This window comes from Actinokineospora xionganensis (assembly GCF_014323725.1).
GTDB lineage: Bacteria > Actinomycetota > Actinomycetes > Mycobacteriales > Pseudonocardiaceae > Actinokineospora > Actinokineospora xionganensis.
In genome coordinates this window covers 58,329-74,415 of sequence record NZ_JABVED010000005.1, presented here as the reverse complement: position 1 = coordinate 74,415, position 16,087 = coordinate 58,329, and the positions used below count along the sequence as shown (strand labels likewise).

Annotated in this window: 13 protein-coding genes and 1 pseudogene; 4 read left to right on the top strand and 10 right to left on the bottom strand. The window is 71.3% G+C overall.

The genetic code is table 11. From position 1 onward, the window contains the following. Positions 1–361: 361 nt before the first annotated feature. Positions 362–2,023, top strand: a complete 1,662-nt coding sequence (locus tag GPZ80_RS10720) for a fumarate hydratase (protein WP_187220170.1) — start codon at positions 362–364, stop codon at positions 2,021–2,023. A 61-nt stretch (positions 2,024–2,084) separates the two neighbouring features. On the opposite strand, the gene GPZ80_RS10715 is transcribed toward GPZ80_RS10720, so the two are convergent. The 5 genes and pseudogenes from GPZ80_RS10715 to GPZ80_RS10695 all read right to left on the bottom strand — a co-directional run. Next, positions 2,085–2,921, bottom strand: a complete 837-nt coding sequence (locus tag GPZ80_RS10715; protein WP_246476973.1) for a M23 family metallopeptidase — start codon at positions 2,919–2,921, stop codon at positions 2,085–2,087. Between the two features lie 455 nt (positions 2,922–3,376). Beyond that, on the bottom strand, positions 3,377–3,904 hold the full coding sequence (locus GPZ80_RS10710; RefSeq protein ID WP_187220169.1) for a hypothetical protein: 528 nt from the start codon (positions 3,902–3,904) through the stop codon (positions 3,377–3,379). A gap of 95 nt (positions 3,905–3,999) precedes the next feature. After that, a complete protein-coding gene (locus tag GPZ80_RS10705; protein ID WP_187220168.1) occupies positions 4,000–4,449 on the bottom strand; it encodes a hypothetical protein in 450 nt (149 codons plus the stop codon). Positions 4,450–4,505: 56 nt separating this feature from the next. Next, positions 4,506–5,417, bottom strand: coding sequence for a winged helix-turn-helix transcriptional regulator (locus tag GPZ80_RS10700; protein WP_187220167.1), 912 nt, complete (start codon positions 5,415–5,417; stop codon positions 4,506–4,508). Continuing rightward, a pseudogene (locus GPZ80_RS10695) lies at positions 5,414–5,740 on the bottom strand (carotenoid oxygenase family protein); the annotation flags it as partial. The gene GPZ80_RS10700 and the pseudogene GPZ80_RS10695, both read right to left, overlap by 4 nt. A gap of 89 nt (positions 5,741–5,829) precedes the next feature. On the opposite strand from GPZ80_RS10695, the gene GPZ80_RS10690 reads away from it, so the two are divergent. Continuing rightward, complete coding sequence (locus GPZ80_RS10690) at positions 5,830–7,020, top strand: acetyl-CoA C-acyltransferase (RefSeq protein WP_187220165.1); 1,191 nt, start codon at positions 5,830–5,832, stop codon at positions 7,018–7,020. 30 nt (positions 7,021–7,050) lie between these two features. On the opposite strand, the gene GPZ80_RS10685 is transcribed toward GPZ80_RS10690, so the two are convergent. From GPZ80_RS10685 to GPZ80_RS10665, 5 genes are all read right to left on the bottom strand, one after another. Next, complete coding sequence (locus tag GPZ80_RS10685) at positions 7,051–7,818, bottom strand: SGNH/GDSL hydrolase family protein (RefSeq protein WP_187220164.1); 768 nt, start codon at positions 7,816–7,818, stop codon at positions 7,051–7,053. 14 nt (positions 7,819–7,832) lie between these two features. Beyond that, positions 7,833–8,576: a GntR family transcriptional regulator gene (locus tag GPZ80_RS10680; RefSeq protein WP_187220163.1), complete on the bottom strand. Its 744-nt coding sequence runs from the start codon at positions 8,574–8,576 to the stop codon at positions 7,833–7,835. Positions 8,577–8,815: 239 nt separating this feature from the next. Then, positions 8,816–11,497, bottom strand: coding sequence for a bifunctional acetate--CoA ligase family protein/GNAT family N-acetyltransferase (locus tag GPZ80_RS10675; RefSeq protein WP_187220162.1), 2,682 nt, complete (start codon positions 11,495–11,497; stop codon positions 8,816–8,818). A 1-nt stretch (position 11,498) separates the two neighbouring features. Next, positions 11,499–12,674 (bottom strand): acetoin utilization protein AcuC, encoded by a 1,176-nt coding sequence (locus tag GPZ80_RS10670; RefSeq protein WP_187220161.1) that lies wholly within the window; start codon positions 12,672–12,674, stop codon positions 11,499–11,501. 107 nt (positions 12,675–12,781) lie between these two features. Further along, a complete protein-coding gene (locus GPZ80_RS10665; protein WP_187220160.1) occupies positions 12,782–13,669 on the bottom strand; it encodes a sulfurtransferase in 888 nt (295 codons plus the stop codon). A gap of 77 nt (positions 13,670–13,746) precedes the next feature. Here GPZ80_RS10665 and GPZ80_RS10660 point away from each other — a divergent pair, with 77 nt between their 5' ends. Then, entirely contained in the window at positions 13,747–14,439 is a 693-nt protein-coding gene (locus tag GPZ80_RS10660) for an iron-dependent transcriptional repressor DtxR (RefSeq protein ID WP_187220159.1), read from the top strand. A gap of 266 nt (positions 14,440–14,705) precedes the next feature. After that, positions 14,706–15,836, top strand: a complete 1,131-nt coding sequence (gene galK, locus GPZ80_RS10655) for a galactokinase (protein ID WP_187220400.1) — start codon at positions 14,706–14,708, stop codon at positions 15,834–15,836. Positions 15,837–16,087 lie beyond the last annotated feature (251 nt).

The window sequence follows — 16,087 nt, the reverse complement described above, 5'->3', positions numbered from 1 at the left end:
CCCGGTTAGATCATTTTCGCAGGTGCACCCTCTCGTCCTCGTCGGACCCATCCCATTTCGCAAGACATCCGGCGCGCGGTGGGAGGACTCGTGGCGCCCCGAATCGCGGCCGGGGGTCGGCCCGCCCTTTCGCACGCGAACGCATTCGGGGAGAACCATGGCCTTGAATTGGCCATATAGGCGGAAACCATGACGAAATCTTGGTCTGGGCAAACCGACAGGAGCAGCCTCACCAACCGCCCGCCGAGAGCGTCTGCCGAGCCGGAAGGTGGTCAGTGCCACGTGGGGAATGGCGGAGCGCGCGACGGCGGCGGGGTACGTTCATGGGCAACTTGGACGCGCGCAAGGGAGCCCGCACATCGTGACCGCCACCACGAATTTCGAGTACACCGACGTATTGCCGCTCGGCCCGGACCGGACAACCGAGTACCGGCTGGTCTCCTCGGACGGTGTCCGGGTCGTCGATGCCGCGGGACGCCGGTTCCTCGAAGTCGACCCGGCCGCGCTGACCCTGCTGGCGAAGGAAGCCATCAAGGACATCCAGCACCTGCTGCGCCCCTCGCACCTGGCCCAGCTGCGCGCGATCATCGACGACCCCGAGGCCAGTGGCAACGACCGTTTCGTCGCCATGGACCTGCTGCGCAACGCGTGCATCGCCGCGGGCGGCGTGCTGCCCATGTGCCAGGACACCGGCACCGCGATCATCATGGGCAAGCGCACCGAGACGGTGCTGACCGGCGGCGCCGACGAGCAGGCCCTGTCGCAGGGGATCTTCGAGGCCTACCAGGAGCTGAACCTGCGGTACTCGCAGATGGCGCCGGTGACGTTCTGGGACGAGAAGAACACCGGCACCAACCTGCCCGCGCAGATCGACATCCACACCAAGCCCGGCATGGACCCGTCGTATGAGTTCCTGTTCATGGCCAAGGGCGGCGGGTCGGCCAACAAGACGTTCCTTTACCAGGAGACCAAGGCCGTCCTGAACCCCACGCGGCTGGCGAAGTTCCTCGACGAGAAGCTGCGTTCGCTGGGCACGGCCGCCTGCCCGCCGTACCACCTCGCGATCGTCGTCGGCGGGCTGTCGGCCGAGCAGAACCTCAAGGTCGCCAAGCTCGCCTCCGCGCGCTACCTCGACAACCTGCCCACCGAGGGTTCCGCGGCGGGCCACGCCTTCCGCGACGTCGACCTCGAGCAGCAGGTCCTCGAGCTGACCCGCCAGTTCGGCATCGGCGCCCAATTCGGCGGCAAGTACTTCTGCCACGACGTGCGGGTCATCCGCCTCCCCCGGCACGGCGCGTCCTGCCCGGTGGGTCTCGCGGTGTCGTGCTCGGCCGACCGGCAGGCGAAGGCCAAGATCACCCCGGACGGTGTGTTCCTGGAGCAGCTCGAACGCGACCCGGCGCGCTTCCTGCCCGAGGTCACCGGCGAGGACCTGTCCGACGAGGTCGTCAAGATCGACCTGACGCTGCCGATGTCGGAGATCCGCGCGACGCTGGCGAAGCTGCCGGTGAAGACCCGGCTGTCGCTGACCGGCCCGCTGGTCGTCGCGCGCGACATCGCCCACGCGAAGATCAAGGAACGCCTCGACGCGGGCGAGCAGATGCCGCAGTACCTCAAGGACCACCCGGTGTACTACGCCGGACCGGCCAAGACCCCGGCCGGATACGCGTCCGGCTCGTTCGGGCCGACCACCGCGGGCCGCATGGACTCCTATGTCGAGCAGTTCCAGGCGGCGGGCGGGTCGATGGTGATGCTGGCCAAGGGCAACCGGTCGCGCCAGGTGACCGACGCCTGCCAGACCCACGGCGGGTTCTACCTCGGGTCGATCGGCGGCCCGGCCGCGCGGCTGGCGCGGGACTGCATCAAGAAGGTCGACGTCGTGGAGTACGCGGAGCTGGGGATGGAAGCGGTCTGGAAGATCGAGGTCGAGGACTTCCCCGCCTTCATCGTCGTCGACGACAAGGGCAACGACTTCTTCGCGGGCACTTCGGCGCCGACCTTGCAGGTCTCGTTCCGCCGCTAGCCTGACAACGCCGAAACGCGGTCCTGGGATTCCCGGGACCGCGTTTCGCTTTGCGTCAGTGTCAGATCGAGACGCCGCGCTGGCGCAGCCAGGACAGCGGGTCGACCTTATTCGAGCCGCCGAGCCACACCTCGAAGTGCACGTGCGGGCCGGTCGACTGGCCGCGGTTGCCCACGGTCGCGATCAGCTGGCCCGCGCCCACCCGGGTGCCCTTGCCCGCCTTGATCTCGTTGACGTGACCGTAGATCGTCACCGTGCCGTCGTCGTGCTGGACGCGGACCCACAGGCCGAAGCCGCTGGCCGGGCCGGCCTCGATGACGGTGCCGGGCGCGACGGACACGATCGGCGTGCCGATGCTGTTGGCGATGTCGATGCCGTAGTGCGTGGTGCCCCAGCGGGCGCCGAACCCGGAGGTGAGCCTGCCCGCGGCGGGACGGGCGAAGCCCGCGGCCGCCTTGCGGGCCGCTTCGGCCGCCGCGGCCTTCTGCTGGGCGACGCGCTGCGCTTCGGCCTCGGCGGCGACACGCTGCCGTTCGGCCTCGGCGGCCTGAGCGGCCTGGGCGGCGCGCTGCTGCTGGAGCTGGAGCGCCAGCTGCATCTTGCGGGCCTCTGCGCCCGGGTCGGCCGTGGCGGCGCGGGGCGGCACCAGGACCGGGTACTGCGAGGTGATCTTGTCAGTGGGCGTGCTGAACGCCATCCGCAGGACTTCCTGGACCCGCGTGTCGGGCTCCTCGGCGGGCGTGCCTGAGATCAGCGGGGCACCGACCGTCAGGACCGCACCAGCGGCGAGGACAGCCACCATGAGGTGCTTGCGCGGCTTGTACCGCGCCGGGATGAACTCGCCCCCGACACCGGGAATCGGTGTCGGGACACGTTTAGAGCCGTCGGAGCTGGACATGCGTGTAGTGCCTTCCGTCTCGGGGAGATCCGGTCGGGCACCGGGCGGGGGATCCCGGCGGCCAAGTGGCCAGCCCTCGTAACCGAACCGTGACGTTCGACGGCGACGCTAACCGTGCGCAACCGCCGAAGGCAAACACGATGTGATCTGGGTCAATAACTGCAGGAAACGAGCGAACGGGCCTGAGAGATCGACTACTCAGAGTGTTCACAAGATCCAAGCAAAGATCGTTTGATGATCAACTCTTTGGTGAATTTCTCTCAAAACCCGGGTTCACCAGCGGGGATCAAAGTGCTGTCAGAACTGGAAAATTACCCACGAGTAACATGATGGGACCGGGTCCGCCGCGGCGGAAGCGCCGCGATCAAGCCCGCCTCGGCGGGCGATCCATGTGACCAAGGCCACTGTTTCAGAGCGGCGCGAACGGGCAACCTAACCCGTTCGCGCCGCGTGGCTCAGTCTTCGACTACGACAACGGTCCGGTTGCCAAGCGCCTCGCGAAGCGGGACGAGGACCGGCCGCGGGGTGACCACCATGGCGCACGCCTGCCCCTCGGGGCCGCCCTGCGGCTGGGCCATCGGGCGTAGGCCGATCCGGACGGTCGAGGCCGAGAACTCCAGCACCTCACCCTCCACCCCGCCGCAGGAGTCCCGCGCCATACCGACGAGTTGCAGGGTCTTGCCGTCCGGCGAGGCCCAGACCCGGCGTTCGGTGTAGACCTCCGGCAGCGACTTCGACTCGACCTGCCCCGGGGGCAGTTCCTTGAAGTCCGGGGGTACAGCGGTGCCGGTCGGCGCCCCAGTAGGCGGCGCAGTCGGCGGAACCGACGTCCCCGGGGTCGCCGAGGGCGTGGTCGTGGGCTGCGTGGTCGTGCTCGCAGGCGTGCTGGACGGGCCGGCACCAGCCTGTTCGGGCTGCTGGCCACACGCCGTCAGGGCGAGCAGGGCCAGGGCTGCTCCAGCGGTAAACAACGAGGTCTTCATGGTGTGAGGACGTTACTAGTGACGCGCGCGGTTGCACGGACCAGAAGGTGCCCCCGGGCGGCTGGGGCAGAGCCGACCCGGGGGCACAGGGACCCTTAGGACTTGCGCTGCTCAGCGCGCAGGACGACCTTGCGGCCGCCGAGGGGCTCATCGAGTTCCGCGGTCACCGTTGGGAAGCGGATGTCCATGGTGCACATCTCCGCCTTGGCGGGCGTGGTCTCGACCAGGACGAGCACGACCTTCTCGGCCGACTGCTCGGCGACCTCGGCACTCGCCTTGCCGCAGCCCCCCTCCTGGGCGGTGGCGCCGAGCGTCTTGCCGCCCGACTCCGTCCAGACCTTCGTGGGGAACTCCGCGGGCAGCGCGGTGCCGTCGAGCTGGGGCCCCGCGACGGGCACCGCGTCCGCGGGCGGGGTCAGGCCCGGTTGGCCCACCGGAGCGGTGGACGGCGCGGGCTGGATTTCAGGGCTTCTGTCGCTGGTGCCACAGGCGGCCAACGCGACAAGGAGGGCGCCGGCGCCGAGCACGGTTCCGATTCGGTTCATGTCCGGAGGACGGACACGACCGCCCCACGGGTTGCACGAAATATCACTCCAAGTGCTCAACCGACCTCGATATCGCGACCAGCCAGCGGTTTCTCGCACTCCGCGCACAGCAGCAGCATCCAGAACCGGTGGTCTCGGTGCTGGAACTGCAACGCGGGTCCTTCCGGCGCGACGTACCAGCGCTGGCTCCACTCGACGCCCGACATCACCACGGGGAAGAACGCCCGCCCCTTGTCGGTCAGCCTGAACGTGGCCCGGTCCGCGCGGTCCTGATCGCCCTCGGCGTGCAGCACCCCGACTTCGCGGAACACGCGCAGCCGGTCGGCGATCACCGTGGCGGGAGCGCCGACTTGGCGATGGAACTGGGAGAACCGGGTCGCGCCCAGGTAGGCGGCGCTGAGCATGGCAGCGGCCCAGCGGTTGCCGATGAGGGCACGGCTCTGTGGGAAGAAGCTGGGACCGAGGTTCGCCGACCCGCCCGCGCGACGGCGGGTCGCGGCGCTGGGCGCTGACCTCGGCCACGAACCACTCGGCCCGAACTCGCCGTCGACATCGCGGGCGGCGGCGACCTCACCGCATGCGCCGCAGGCCATCAGCGGGGTGAAGTCCGTGCCGCAGCGCAGATGGCGCAGTCGCGGCAGCGGCTCGACGTGGTCGTCGCCCCACACCTTCTCCCACCCGGCGAGGGTGACGATCATCGGCCACAGCGCGGCGCCGCGTCTGGTCAGCGGGTAGGTGTCCCCCGACACCGCGACGATGCCGAGCTCAGCCATGCGGCGCAGCCTGCCCGCGAGCACCGGCGGGGAGATCGGCAGCAGCTCCAGCCACCGGTCGAAACTGTCGACGCCCTGCAGCGCGTGCCGCAGGATCAGCAGGGTCCACTCGTCGGCGGTGACACCGATGAGGAACGCGATCGAGTTGTCGCCGCCGGCGTGCAGGGCGGTGGGCTGATCGGGCGGATGGATCATGCTTGGGCGGGCCCGCCATCGGTGACCCGCCGCGCGTCGAAGACCCGGCACTCGCAGCGGTCGGCATTCATGTCGGTGGTCATGGTGATCAGGTAACCGTCGTCCTCACCTTGGGAACCCGTGCGCGCCGCGAACGCCGTTCTCACCGCCGAACACCCCGCGCCGTACCGGTGGCGCCCTGCACGACCGGTCAGGAGGTCGTGTTCCACGAACCCGTCGAACAGGCACCAACCGGGCTCGCCAGTGGCGGCAAAGGTGTAGCGATAGGGACGTCCAGCGTTGCGACGGTTGACCATACCGAACTCGGTGACCGTGTCCGTGGCGCGTTCCTCGGTGAGACCTGGCCGAGCCCTTGCCCGCGCTGGGAAAACGAGACTACAACTAGAACCGGGGCACTCGGGAGGGGGAACCGGTGAACGAGGCCTATGTGCTCGACTACGTCCGAACCGCCCGCGGCCGCGGCTCCACCGTGGGCGGCCTGCACCCGCTGAGCGCCTTGGACCTGGTCACCGGCCTGCAGCGGGCGCTCGTCGGGCGCACGGGGCTCGACCCGCGCACCGTCGAGGACGTGGTGATCGGCTGCGCATCCCAGGTCGGCGAACAGGGCGGCAACCTCGCCCGGACGGCCGTGCTGCTGGCGGGCTGGGGCGACGAGGTTCCCGGGGTGACGGTCAACCGCTTCTGCGCCTCCGGCCTAGAGGCGGTCGCGCAGGTCGCGGCCCGGGTGCGGGTGGGCGAACTCAGCCTGGCGGTGGCGGGCGGCGTGGAGAGCACGTCGCGGGTGCCGATGTTCAGCGACCGCGCTCCACTGTGGACCGACGCCGAGGTCGTGGCCGCGACCGGGTCCGTCCACATGGGAGTCGCCGCGGACCTCAACGCCACCATCGACGGCTTCTCCCGCTCCGACCTCGACGCGTATGCCCTGGAATCACACCATAAAGCGGCAGCCGCGAACCGGGCTGGAGCGTTCTCCCGTTCGCTGATCCCCCTCGGTGGACTCGATCGCGACGAACAGGTGCGGCCACAGGTGAGCCGCGAGGCACTCTCGGCCCTGACGCCCGCGTTCGCCGCGGTCGGCGCCGACGGCCAGGACGCGCTGGCCCTGTCGAGCCGGGCATGGCCGGAGCGAATCGAGCACGGGCACACGGTCGGCACCTCTCCCTCGGTGGCCGACGGCGCCGCCCTGCTCCTCATCGGCGACGCCCGCGCCGCACGCAGACTGGGCATCACACCGCGGGCTCGGATCGTGTCGTCGTCAGTGGTGGCACACGACCCGGTGACGATGCTGACCGCGGGCCAGGACGCCATGGTGACCGCGATGCGCCGAGCCGCGATCCGGCCAGGGGAGGTCGACGTCTTCGAATTCGCCGAGTCGTTCGCGGCGCTGTGCCTGCGATTGCGGCGGGACTTGGGGGCGGGGCCGGACCGGCTCAACCTGTGTGGGGGAACGCTCGCGGCCGGGCATGCGTTGGGGGCCACCGGGGCGATCATGGTTGGGGAGTGCGTGGAGAACCTGGAGCGCAGTTCTGGGCGGTTGGGGGTCGCCGGGGTCAGCGGGGCTGGTGGGTTAGGGGCCGCCCTCGTCGTTTCCCGAATGCTGTGATGCCAGTCGGGGCCGCGCGACATGCGCGGATCAGGTCAGCGCCAGGTAATCCGGGGCCTTGGGTCGGTTCGGCACCGAGGCGGGAGCGCCGAGCTGCCTACGCAGCCAAGGCACCGCGGTCGTGGTGAGCCACCGCAAACTCGGCGCCATCCCCACCAGTGCCCGCGGCGGATCGGCGGGAAGCGGCTCAGCACGATCCGACCGAATGCCCGTCAGGAGAGCCAAGAACTCGTCCGCCACCACCTGATGCCCGTAGGGGCTCGGGTGCAGACGGTCCGCGCTCCACGCGTGGTGGTCGCCGTCGGCGAGGCGGGCCAGGTCGAGGCAGTGGGCGCGCCGCCGCCACGCGCTGCCGCGGAGGTGGTCGTTGAAGCGGCCCAGGCGGGCGGTGAACCGGGACCGCACCACCGGTGGCAGCGGCAGGATCGCACCAGGATCGGGCAGGGTCGCGGTGAGGACGGTGGCGCCGGTCGCGCCGACTTCGTCCAGCAGGCTGTCGTAGTCACGCAGCACCGTGCGCAGGCTGAGGTTGGGGCGGACCAGGTCGTTCATCCCGACGATCACGCTGACCAGGTCGGGGCGCAGCGCCACCGCGGCGGGGACCTGCGTGCTCAGGACCTCGGCGGTCGCCAGTCCGCGCACCGCGAGGTTGGCATAGCGCAGCCCGCCCTGCCTGCGGGCGATCTCCTCGGCGAAGCGGTCGGCCCAGCCGCGGGGCCTGCCGGTCTCGTCGACGTCGCCGACGCCCTCGGTGAGGCTGTCCCCCAGCGCGACGAACTTCGGCCACCGTCGGTTCATGTGCCCACGGTAGATCACTCGCGCAGGGTCGCGATGATGCTGAAGCGGTCGCCGCGGAACAGCGACCGGGCGCGGTCGATGGGCCTGCCGTCGGCGTCGCGGGTGAGGCGGTTGAGCAGCAGCATCGGCAGCGCCTGGCTGACGCCGATGAGCTGGGCCTCACGCGGGGTGGCCAAGATCGTCTCGACGCGCTCCTCGGCGTCGGCGACGGTCACGTCGAACACCTCGCGCAGGTGGGCGTGCAGTGACTCGGCTGGGTCGAACCGGTCGGTTAGGCCGGGAAACCGTTCCGCGGCAAGGTAAGTCGACTCCAACCCGATCCGGTCGCCGGAGGTCGAGACGACCCGCTCGATGTGCACGATCATCGCGCCGACCCGCACCCCGAGCTCGGCGGCCAGCGGGTTGGCCGCGGGGAGGTGTTCGAGGGTGACGAGGCCGCGGGTGGGTTCGAAGCCCACGTTGGACAACGTCATCGGCCGCACCAGCTTCGGCGGCGCGACGAAGGTCCCCACCCCCTGCCTGCGGGTGAGCCTGCCTTCGAGCACGAGTTCACCCACGGCTTGCCGAACGGCGAGACGCGACACGTCGAACAGGTCTGCGAGGTCTCGCTCCGAGGGCAGCGCCGAGCCCTCGCCCAGCGTCTGGATGAGGTCGAGCAACCGGGACCGCACGGCGAAGTACAGGGGGACGCGGCCGTGCTCGGGGATCCCCGCGTGCACCGCCTCGCCCTGCTTCGGGTGACGCCGTTCACCAGACATGGTCAACGAGCATAGGCCCGCGAGCAGGCCCCCGGGAGATCTCGCGGGAAGATCATCCAACGAGGTCGCGGTGACGTTTCGGGGGTCCGCGCAAACCCGGGCTGCCCCACCCCGCTCGGTCGCGGTGACGTTTCGGGGGTCCCGCACGAACACGCCATCGAAGTGGGCAGTGTTCGTGCGGGACCCCCGAAACGTCACCATCAAGGCGACCGAGCCGCGCCGCCGGAGGCGGCGCCATGTCACAGCATCGCGCGCAGCCTGCGTGGACCGCCGTCGTGGCGCGAGGGCGGCGGGCCGACCGTCGCGTGGCCCCCGCTGACGAAAGCGCCCGCCGCCGAGGCCAGGATCGGCTCCACCAGCAGCGAACGGATCTCCGGCAAGTCCTCGGCCAGCGCGGCGACCCGCAGGACCAAGTCCTCCAAGGCGGCCAAGTCCGCGGGCTCGGCGCCCCCGTAACCGACGAGCAGCGGTGCCGCCCGCGGCGCCCGGACCAGGGAGGCGGCATCGGCGTCGGTCAGCGGCACGGCCCGGAAGGCGCGGTCGCCGAGCAGATCGCTGATCATCCCGGCGAGCCCGAAGGACAGCAGCGTGCCGAACGACGGATCGTCCTGCAGGCCGATCGAGCAGGAGTTCCCCTTGGGCGCCATGCGCTGCACGAACACCTCCTCGACCCCGGACACCGCGCGGAGCTGGTCGTAGGCGGTGCGGATGGCGTCCTCGGTGGTCAGGTCGAGCCGGACGCCGACGAGGTCGTTGCGCCTGCGGAACCGACGGTCGGCGGTCTTCATCACGACTGGGAGACCCAGTTCGGTGGCGGCCGTGACCGCGTCGCCCGCGGTGGCGACGACCCGGTAGGGCATCACCTGGATGCCGTAGCAGGCCAGCACCCGGCGGGTCTGGTCGTCGGTCAACTCCACCTCGGACCCGCCGGCGGCGACCAGCGCCGCGGCGACGATCTCCGTTGCTTCGCGGGTGTCGACGTCCTCGGGCCTGCGGTACTCGCCGAGCGGAGCCGACCGCCACCGCGCGTACCGCGTCGCCCGCGAGAGCGCCAAGGCCGCGCGCTCCGGGCTCGGGTACGACGGGATGGACCCGCGGCCCGGTGCGCCGCCGGGGCCCGCGACCGCGAGCTCGGCGGGAATTCCCTCGGCGGCAAGGAAAGTCGAGACGATCGGTTTGGCGTTCGCGTCGGCAGGCGCCGCCTCCCGCAGCGCGCGGGCGTACGCCGTGCCGGGGATCGCCAACGGCGGCACGAACACGACGATCAGCGAGTCGACATCGTCGCGGCGCAGGGCGTCGGTGACTGCGGCGGCGAACTCCTCCGGTCCCGCCTGCGCGCCGACGTCGACCGGGTCGCCCGCGAGGGACAGCCCGGCGGCCATCGCCGAGTCCGCGGCCAGCACCCCGATGGCCGAGGAATTGCCGACAACAGCGACCCGCTCCCCCGACGGCAGTGGCTGGTGGGCCAGCAGGATCGCGGTGTCGAACAGCTGCGCGATCGATTCGACGCGGATCACGCCCGCCTGTTCGAACAGGGCCTGCACGCTCGACTCGTCGATCGCGACCCCGGTCGCGGCGAGCGCGGGAAGCACCGCGTTGCGGCCCGACTTCACCGCCACGATCGGCTTGCTGCGGCCGAGCCTTCTGGCGAGCCGGGCGAACTTGCGCGGGTTGCCGAAGGACTCCAGGTACAGGAGCACGACATCAGTGTTGGGGTCGGTCTCCCAGTACTGCAGCAGATCGTTGCCCGACACGTCGGCGCGGTTGCCCGCCGAGACGAAAGTGGACAGTCCGAGGCCGCGCGCGGCGGCGTCGGCCAGGATCGCGGTGCCCAGCGCGCCGGACTGGCAGAAGAACCCGGTGCGGCCGCGGCCGGGCAGGGTCGGGGCGAGGCTGGCGTTGAGCCGGACCTTCGGGTCCAGGTTGACCACGCCGAGGGCGTTCGGCCCGACGACCCGCATTCCGTGCGCGCGGGCCTCGTCGACGAGCCTGCGCTCGGCGCCGCGTCCCTCGGAGCCGGTCTCGCCGAAACCGGAGGTGACGACCACCAATGCCTTGACCCCCTTGGCAAGGCAGGCGTCCATGACGTCGTCGACCCGTGCGGCGGGGACGGCGACGACGGCGAGGTCGACCGGGTCCGGGATGTCGAGGACGGTGGCGTACGCCCGGACTCCGCGCACCGACGGGTGTTCGGCGTTGACCGGGAACACCGGACCGGCGAAGTCGGCGCCGAGCATGTTGCCCAGCACGGCGTACCCGACCTTGGTGCGATCCGTCGACGCGCCGATCACCGCGACCGACCGGGGATGGAGCAGATTGTGCACACTGCGCGCCTCGGCGGCCTGCTCGCGCGACCACGCGACGCGCACCGAGTCCTCGGTCGGGTCGATCGCGAACTCCAGGTGCAGCACGCCTTCCTCGAACTCGCGGCTCACCTGGTAGCCGGCGTCGCGGAAGACGCGGACCATCTGGGCGTTCTCCGAGAGCACCTCGGCCTCGAACCGGCTCAGTCCGCGTTCGCGGGCGGCGGCGGCCAGGTGCTCCAACAGGATCGAGCCGAGCCCGCGGCGCTGGTGGTCGTCGGCGACGACGAAGGCGACCTCGGCGGAGTCATGGCCGGGCAGCCGCTCGTAGCGGCCGACGGCGACGATGTCGTCGCCGAGCAGGGCCACGAACGCGACCCGGTCGCGGTGGTCGACCGTGCTGAACCGCACCAGGTCGCGCGCGGGGATGCGCGGATACGGTGAGAAGTAACGGAAGTAGCGGGTGCGGTCGGACAGCTTGCCGTGGAAGGCGAGCAGCGCGTCGCCGTCGCTGGGCACGATGGGCCGCAAGTGGACAGTCTGACCGTCGGAGAGCACGACGTCGGCTTCCCAGCGGCGCGGATAGTCGTACGGGTCGTACGCGGGCGTGTCGGCCACGTCAGTCCCTCGGGTCGTCGGGATCGAGCCCGTGCAGCGGGAACACGGCCCGCCGCACGTCCCGGATCACGGCGTCGACCGGCCGGTCCAGTCCCCCGCCCCACGGGTCGAACGCGGTGTCGCGCCCGTCGCTCATGGTCGTCGGGAGATCGGCGTGCGGCGCTATCTTGCGCACGGTCGCCGTCCAGTCCGCGGGCACCCGGGTCTCGGGGGCGACGTCGCGGTCGAGCACGGTGGCGATCAGATGGGTCCAGGAGCGCGGGACCACGCGCAGCAGCTGGTATCCGCCGCCGCCGGTGGCCAGCCACTTGCCGCCCGCGTACTGGTCGGCCAGCCGACGCAGGGTCCGGTAGATCTCGCGGTGGCCGTCGACCGAGAGCGACAGGTCGGCGAGCGGGTCCTCTTCGTGGGTGTCCACGCCGCACTGGGTGACCAGGATCTGCGGGTGGAACGCCGACAGCAGCGACGGGACGACCGCGGTGAACACGCGCAGCCACGCCGGGTCGCGTGTGTGCGGCGGGAGGGGGATATTGACCGAGGAGCCCATGGCCTCGCGGCCGCCGAGCTCGTCGACGAAGCCGGTGCCCGGCCACAGGGTCGCCGGGTTCTGGTGCAGGGACACGGTCAGGACGCGCGGGTCGTCGTAGAACGCGGCCTGCACGCCGTCGCCGTGGTGGACGTCGACGTCGAGGTAGGCGATGCGGTCGAAGCCGTTGTCGAGCAGCCAGGAGATGGCCACGGCGCAGTCGTTGTACACGCAGAACCCGGCGGCGCGGTCACGCATCGCGTGGTGCAGTCCGCCCGCGATGCTCACGGCCCGGTCGACAGTCCCGGACGCGATCTCGCGCGCTCCCAGCAGGGATCCGCCCACGACCAGCGCGGACGCGGCGTGCATGCGGTCGAACACGGGGTTGTCGTCGGTGCCGAGCCCGTGCCCGACATCCCAGGTCACCGTCGGCGCCTGCTGCACGGCCCGCACGTAGCCGAGTTCGTGCACCCGCTCCAAATCGGACTCGGTCGCGGACTCGGGGATCCTCAGCTCCACCCCGTCGAGCACGCCGAGCGCCGCGGCCAGGCGCATGGTGAGTTCGAGGCGGATCGGATTGAACGGGTGTTCGCCGCCGAGGTCGTAACCGAGCAGCGAGGAGTCCCAGACGACGGCGGCTCGATCACCCATATGCCGACCCTAGTGTCCCGACCCGCTCCCCGTCGCCACCGGAGCCATGCGATCCGACGCACTTGTGCCCATGACGACCGGTGGGCCCGTCTTCCCGGCGCCTGGAGCTATTCGCCCGGCTGGTCGCCCGTCGCCACCGGGCGGGTGGGGTCGACGCACCAGTGCGACCAGGAGCCCGCGTAGAGGGCGGCCGGGCGCTCGCGGCTGGTGAGACCCGAGGCCTGCAGGGCGAGGACCACCGACGCCGCGGTCACGCCGGAGCCGCAGTACGCGCCGACGGGCTGACCGGGCCGCACGCCCAGCGCCTCGAAGCGTTCGGCCAGCTCGGCGGCGGGCTTCCAGCCGCCATCACGCAGGTGCTCGGTGAAGGGGGCGTTGCGGGCGCCCGGCACGTGCCCGGCGCGCGGGTCGATGGGTTCGATGTCGCCGCGGTACCGCTCGGGCGCGCGGGCGTCGAGCAGCACGCCGTCGCGGGCGAGGTCGGCCGCCTCGTCGGCGCCCAGCACCGGCATCCCGCCGGGGCGGACCTCGATGTCGCCCCCTTCGGGGGTCGCCTCAACGGTGGTCACCGGGTTGCCTGCCGCCACCCAGGCCGCGTAGCCGCCGTCGAGCACCGCGACGTCCTCGTGGCCCGCCCATCGCAGCAACCACCAGGCGCGGGCGGCTATCGAGCCGTTGTCGGAGTCGTAGGCCACAACCCGGCGGTCGGCGCGCACACCGGCTTCCCGCAGCACCCGCTGCAGGTCTTCCGGCGCTGGTAGCGGGTGCCTTCCGCCGTCGCCGGGCGCGGCGGCGAGATCGGCGTCGAGGTCGAGGTAGACGGCGCCAGGGAGGTGGCCCGCGACGTAGTCCTGCCGCCCGGGAGGGCCGCCGAGGCGCCAGCGGACGTCGAGCAGCACCGGCGAATCCGCACTGTCCAGGCAGGACAGAAGGTCGGCGGCGGAGATGAGGGGCCCGGTGAGTGCGGTCACCCCACCATCCTGCCGTACCGCCATGTGATCACTCACGGGCTACATAGCCGCAGCCCTGTCGGGTGCAGCGACTACCATTGGAGCCGACGAAGGGGAACGGCGTGAACGATCTCATCGACACCACAGAGATGTACCTCCGGACGATCTACGAACTCGAGGAAGAGGGCGTCGTCCCCCTGCGTGCCCGCATCGCGGAACGCCTCGGCCAGAGCGGCCCCACCGTGAGCCAGACCGTCGGCCGCATGGAGCGCGACGGGCTGCTGATCGTCGCGGGCGACCGGCACCTCGAACTCACCGACCACGGCCGGTCCCTGGCCATCGCCGTGATGCGCAAGCATCGCCTCGCCGAGCGCCTGCTCGTCGACGTCATCGGCCTGGAGTGGGAGCAGGTCCACAGCGAGGCGTGCCGCTGGGAGCACGTGATGAGCGAGGCCGTCGAGCGCAAGCTCGTCAAGCTCCTCAACCACCCGACGACGTCGCCGTACGGCAACCCGATCCCCGGCCTGGACGAACTGGGCGAGGGCGAGCCCGCTCCCCCGGTCGAAGCGGGCTTGGTCCGCCTCGACGAGGTCGCCCGCCGCGGCGGCGGCACGGTCGAGGTCCGCCGCATCGCCGAGCACGTACAGCTCGACTCGCAGCTGATGGGCGAACTCAAGGCCGTCGGGATCCTCCCCGGCGAGATGATCGCCGTCGGCGCGTCCAAGGGCGACGGCAACATCGAGATCACCGGCGCGGGCAACACCGCCCAGCTGGCCCCGATCGTCCTGCACGCGGTGCTGGCTCGCTCGACGTGACCCGAGGTTCCGACCGAGGCGCCGACCTGCCCCACGACACGCCCAGCACCATACCGGCCGGCTCCCTCGACGACGTCTCCCGCGTCACCACCGAGAGCCCGACCGGCAAATCACCGGGAACGGCTCCTGGATCTCTCCAGGAGCCGTCGGCGGCAGGCCCCGTCCGCTCCCCCGGCATAAGGGCAGACGGAAGCCCTGGCGCACCGAGTGCACCGCCGCCAGGGCTCGCCGCCACCGCGGTCGGGCGCGACGCCGCGACCCCGGCCATCCGGGCGGCCGGCGCGTTCCGGCAGAAGCACGGCCGTGCCCCCGCCGGTGTCTGGTCCGCCCCCGGTCGGGTGAATCTCATCGGTGAGCACACCGATTACAACGACGGCTTCGTCCTCCCTTTCGCTCTCCCCTTCCGTATCGCCGTCGCCGCGTCGCCGCGGGACGATGGAATGCTGACCGCCACGACCGTTGGCGACGACGGCACCACCCAGCACGCGGGCCCGGTCGCGGTGGCCGATCTGCGTCCCGGTGGGGTGACCGGCTGGGCCGCGTACCCGTGCGGTGTGGCCTGGGTGCTGCGCGACCACGGTTTCGACACCGGGGCCGACCTGGTCATCGCGGGCGACGTCCCGACAGGCGCCGGGCTGTCGTCGTCGCACGCGCTGCAGTGCGCGGTCGCACTCGCCCTGCTCGGCCTCGGCTCGGGCGAGAAGCCGCCACTGGCCGAGTTGGCTCGCTGGATCCAGCGGTCCGAGAACGACTTCGTCGGCGCCCCCACCGGCCTGCTCGACCAGACCGCGTCCCTGTGCTGCGTGGCCGCGCACGTCCTGTTCGTCGACGTCCGCTCCGGCGAGCAGGAGCAGATCCCATTCGACGCGGCAGCCCACGGCCTTGAGGTCCTGGCGATCGACACCCGGGTCCGCCACTCGCTGGCCGACTCGGCCTACGGCGACCGGCGCAAGGGTTGCGAACGCGCGGCCGAGCTGTTGGGTCTCGCCTCCCTTCGTGACGCGAGCGAGGTGTCCGCGCTTCCACCGGACCTGTTGCCGCTGGCCAAACACGTGGTGTCCGAGAACGAACGGGTGCTGAAAACCGTGGCCGCGCTGCGCGCGGACGCTCCCGGGCGGATCGGTGACCTCTTGACGGAGTCGCACCGCAGCCTGCGCGACGACTACCGCGTGTCGTGCGAGGAACTCGACGTCGCGGTGGCGGCCGCGGTGGGTGCCGGAGCCCTGGGCGCCCGGATGACCGGTGGTGGATTCGGTGGCACAGCCATCGCGCTGGTGCCGGTCGACCATGCCGCGCGGGTTCGCTCGGCCGTGCTGGCCGCGTTCGCGGAGCGGTCGTTCGAACCGCCGCGCATGTTCCCGGCTGTCCCGTCCGCGGGCGCGGGCCGAGACCTCTGAGCGTCGCCGCGAGGTAGTTGGGACGTTGGCCGGGGTGTGCCGTGCGCGCCCTGGGCGGATCCTGTGGACCATTGCGGGCGGGATTCGTGACCCGACTGGCTCCTGGGCATGCCGAGGGGACGGTCGCGTGCCGGTTGTCCGTGGCCGTTCCCGCGGTGCGAACAGTGGCCGCGCGGCCGCGAATAGCGCCTGCCACGGTCCGCAGGACATGCCCTAGGGTCGTCGCGAGGGCGAGACACGCCATCGCGCGG

Coding starts and splice junctions, on each gene's coding strand:
- GPZ80_RS10715 (WP_246476973.1), bottom strand. CDS start 2,921: ATGTCCAGCTCCGACGGCTCTAAACGTGTCCCGACACCGATTCCCGGT.
- GPZ80_RS10710 (WP_187220169.1), bottom strand. CDS start 3,904: ATGAAGACCTCGTTGTTTACCGCTGGAGCAGCCCTGGCCCTGCTCGCC.
- GPZ80_RS10705 (WP_187220168.1), bottom strand. CDS start 4,449: ATGAACCGAATCGGAACCGTGCTCGGCGCCGGCGCCCTCCTTGTCGCG.
- GPZ80_RS10700 (WP_187220167.1), bottom strand. CDS start 5,417: ATGATCCATCCGCCCGATCAGCCCACCGCCCTGCACGCCGGCGGCGAC.
- GPZ80_RS10685 (WP_187220164.1), bottom strand. CDS start 7,818: ATGAACCGACGGTGGCCGAAGTTCGTCGCGCTGGGGGACAGCCTCACC.
- GPZ80_RS10680 (WP_187220163.1), bottom strand. CDS start 8,576: ATGTCTGGTGAACGGCGTCACCCGAAGCAGGGCGAGGCGGTGCACGCG.
- GPZ80_RS10670 (WP_187220161.1), bottom strand. CDS start 12,674: ATGGGTGATCGAGCCGCCGTCGTCTGGGACTCCTCGCTGCTCGGTTAC.
- GPZ80_RS10665 (WP_187220160.1), bottom strand. CDS start 13,669: ATGGCGGTACGGCAGGATGGTGGGGTGACCGCACTCACCGGGCCCCTC.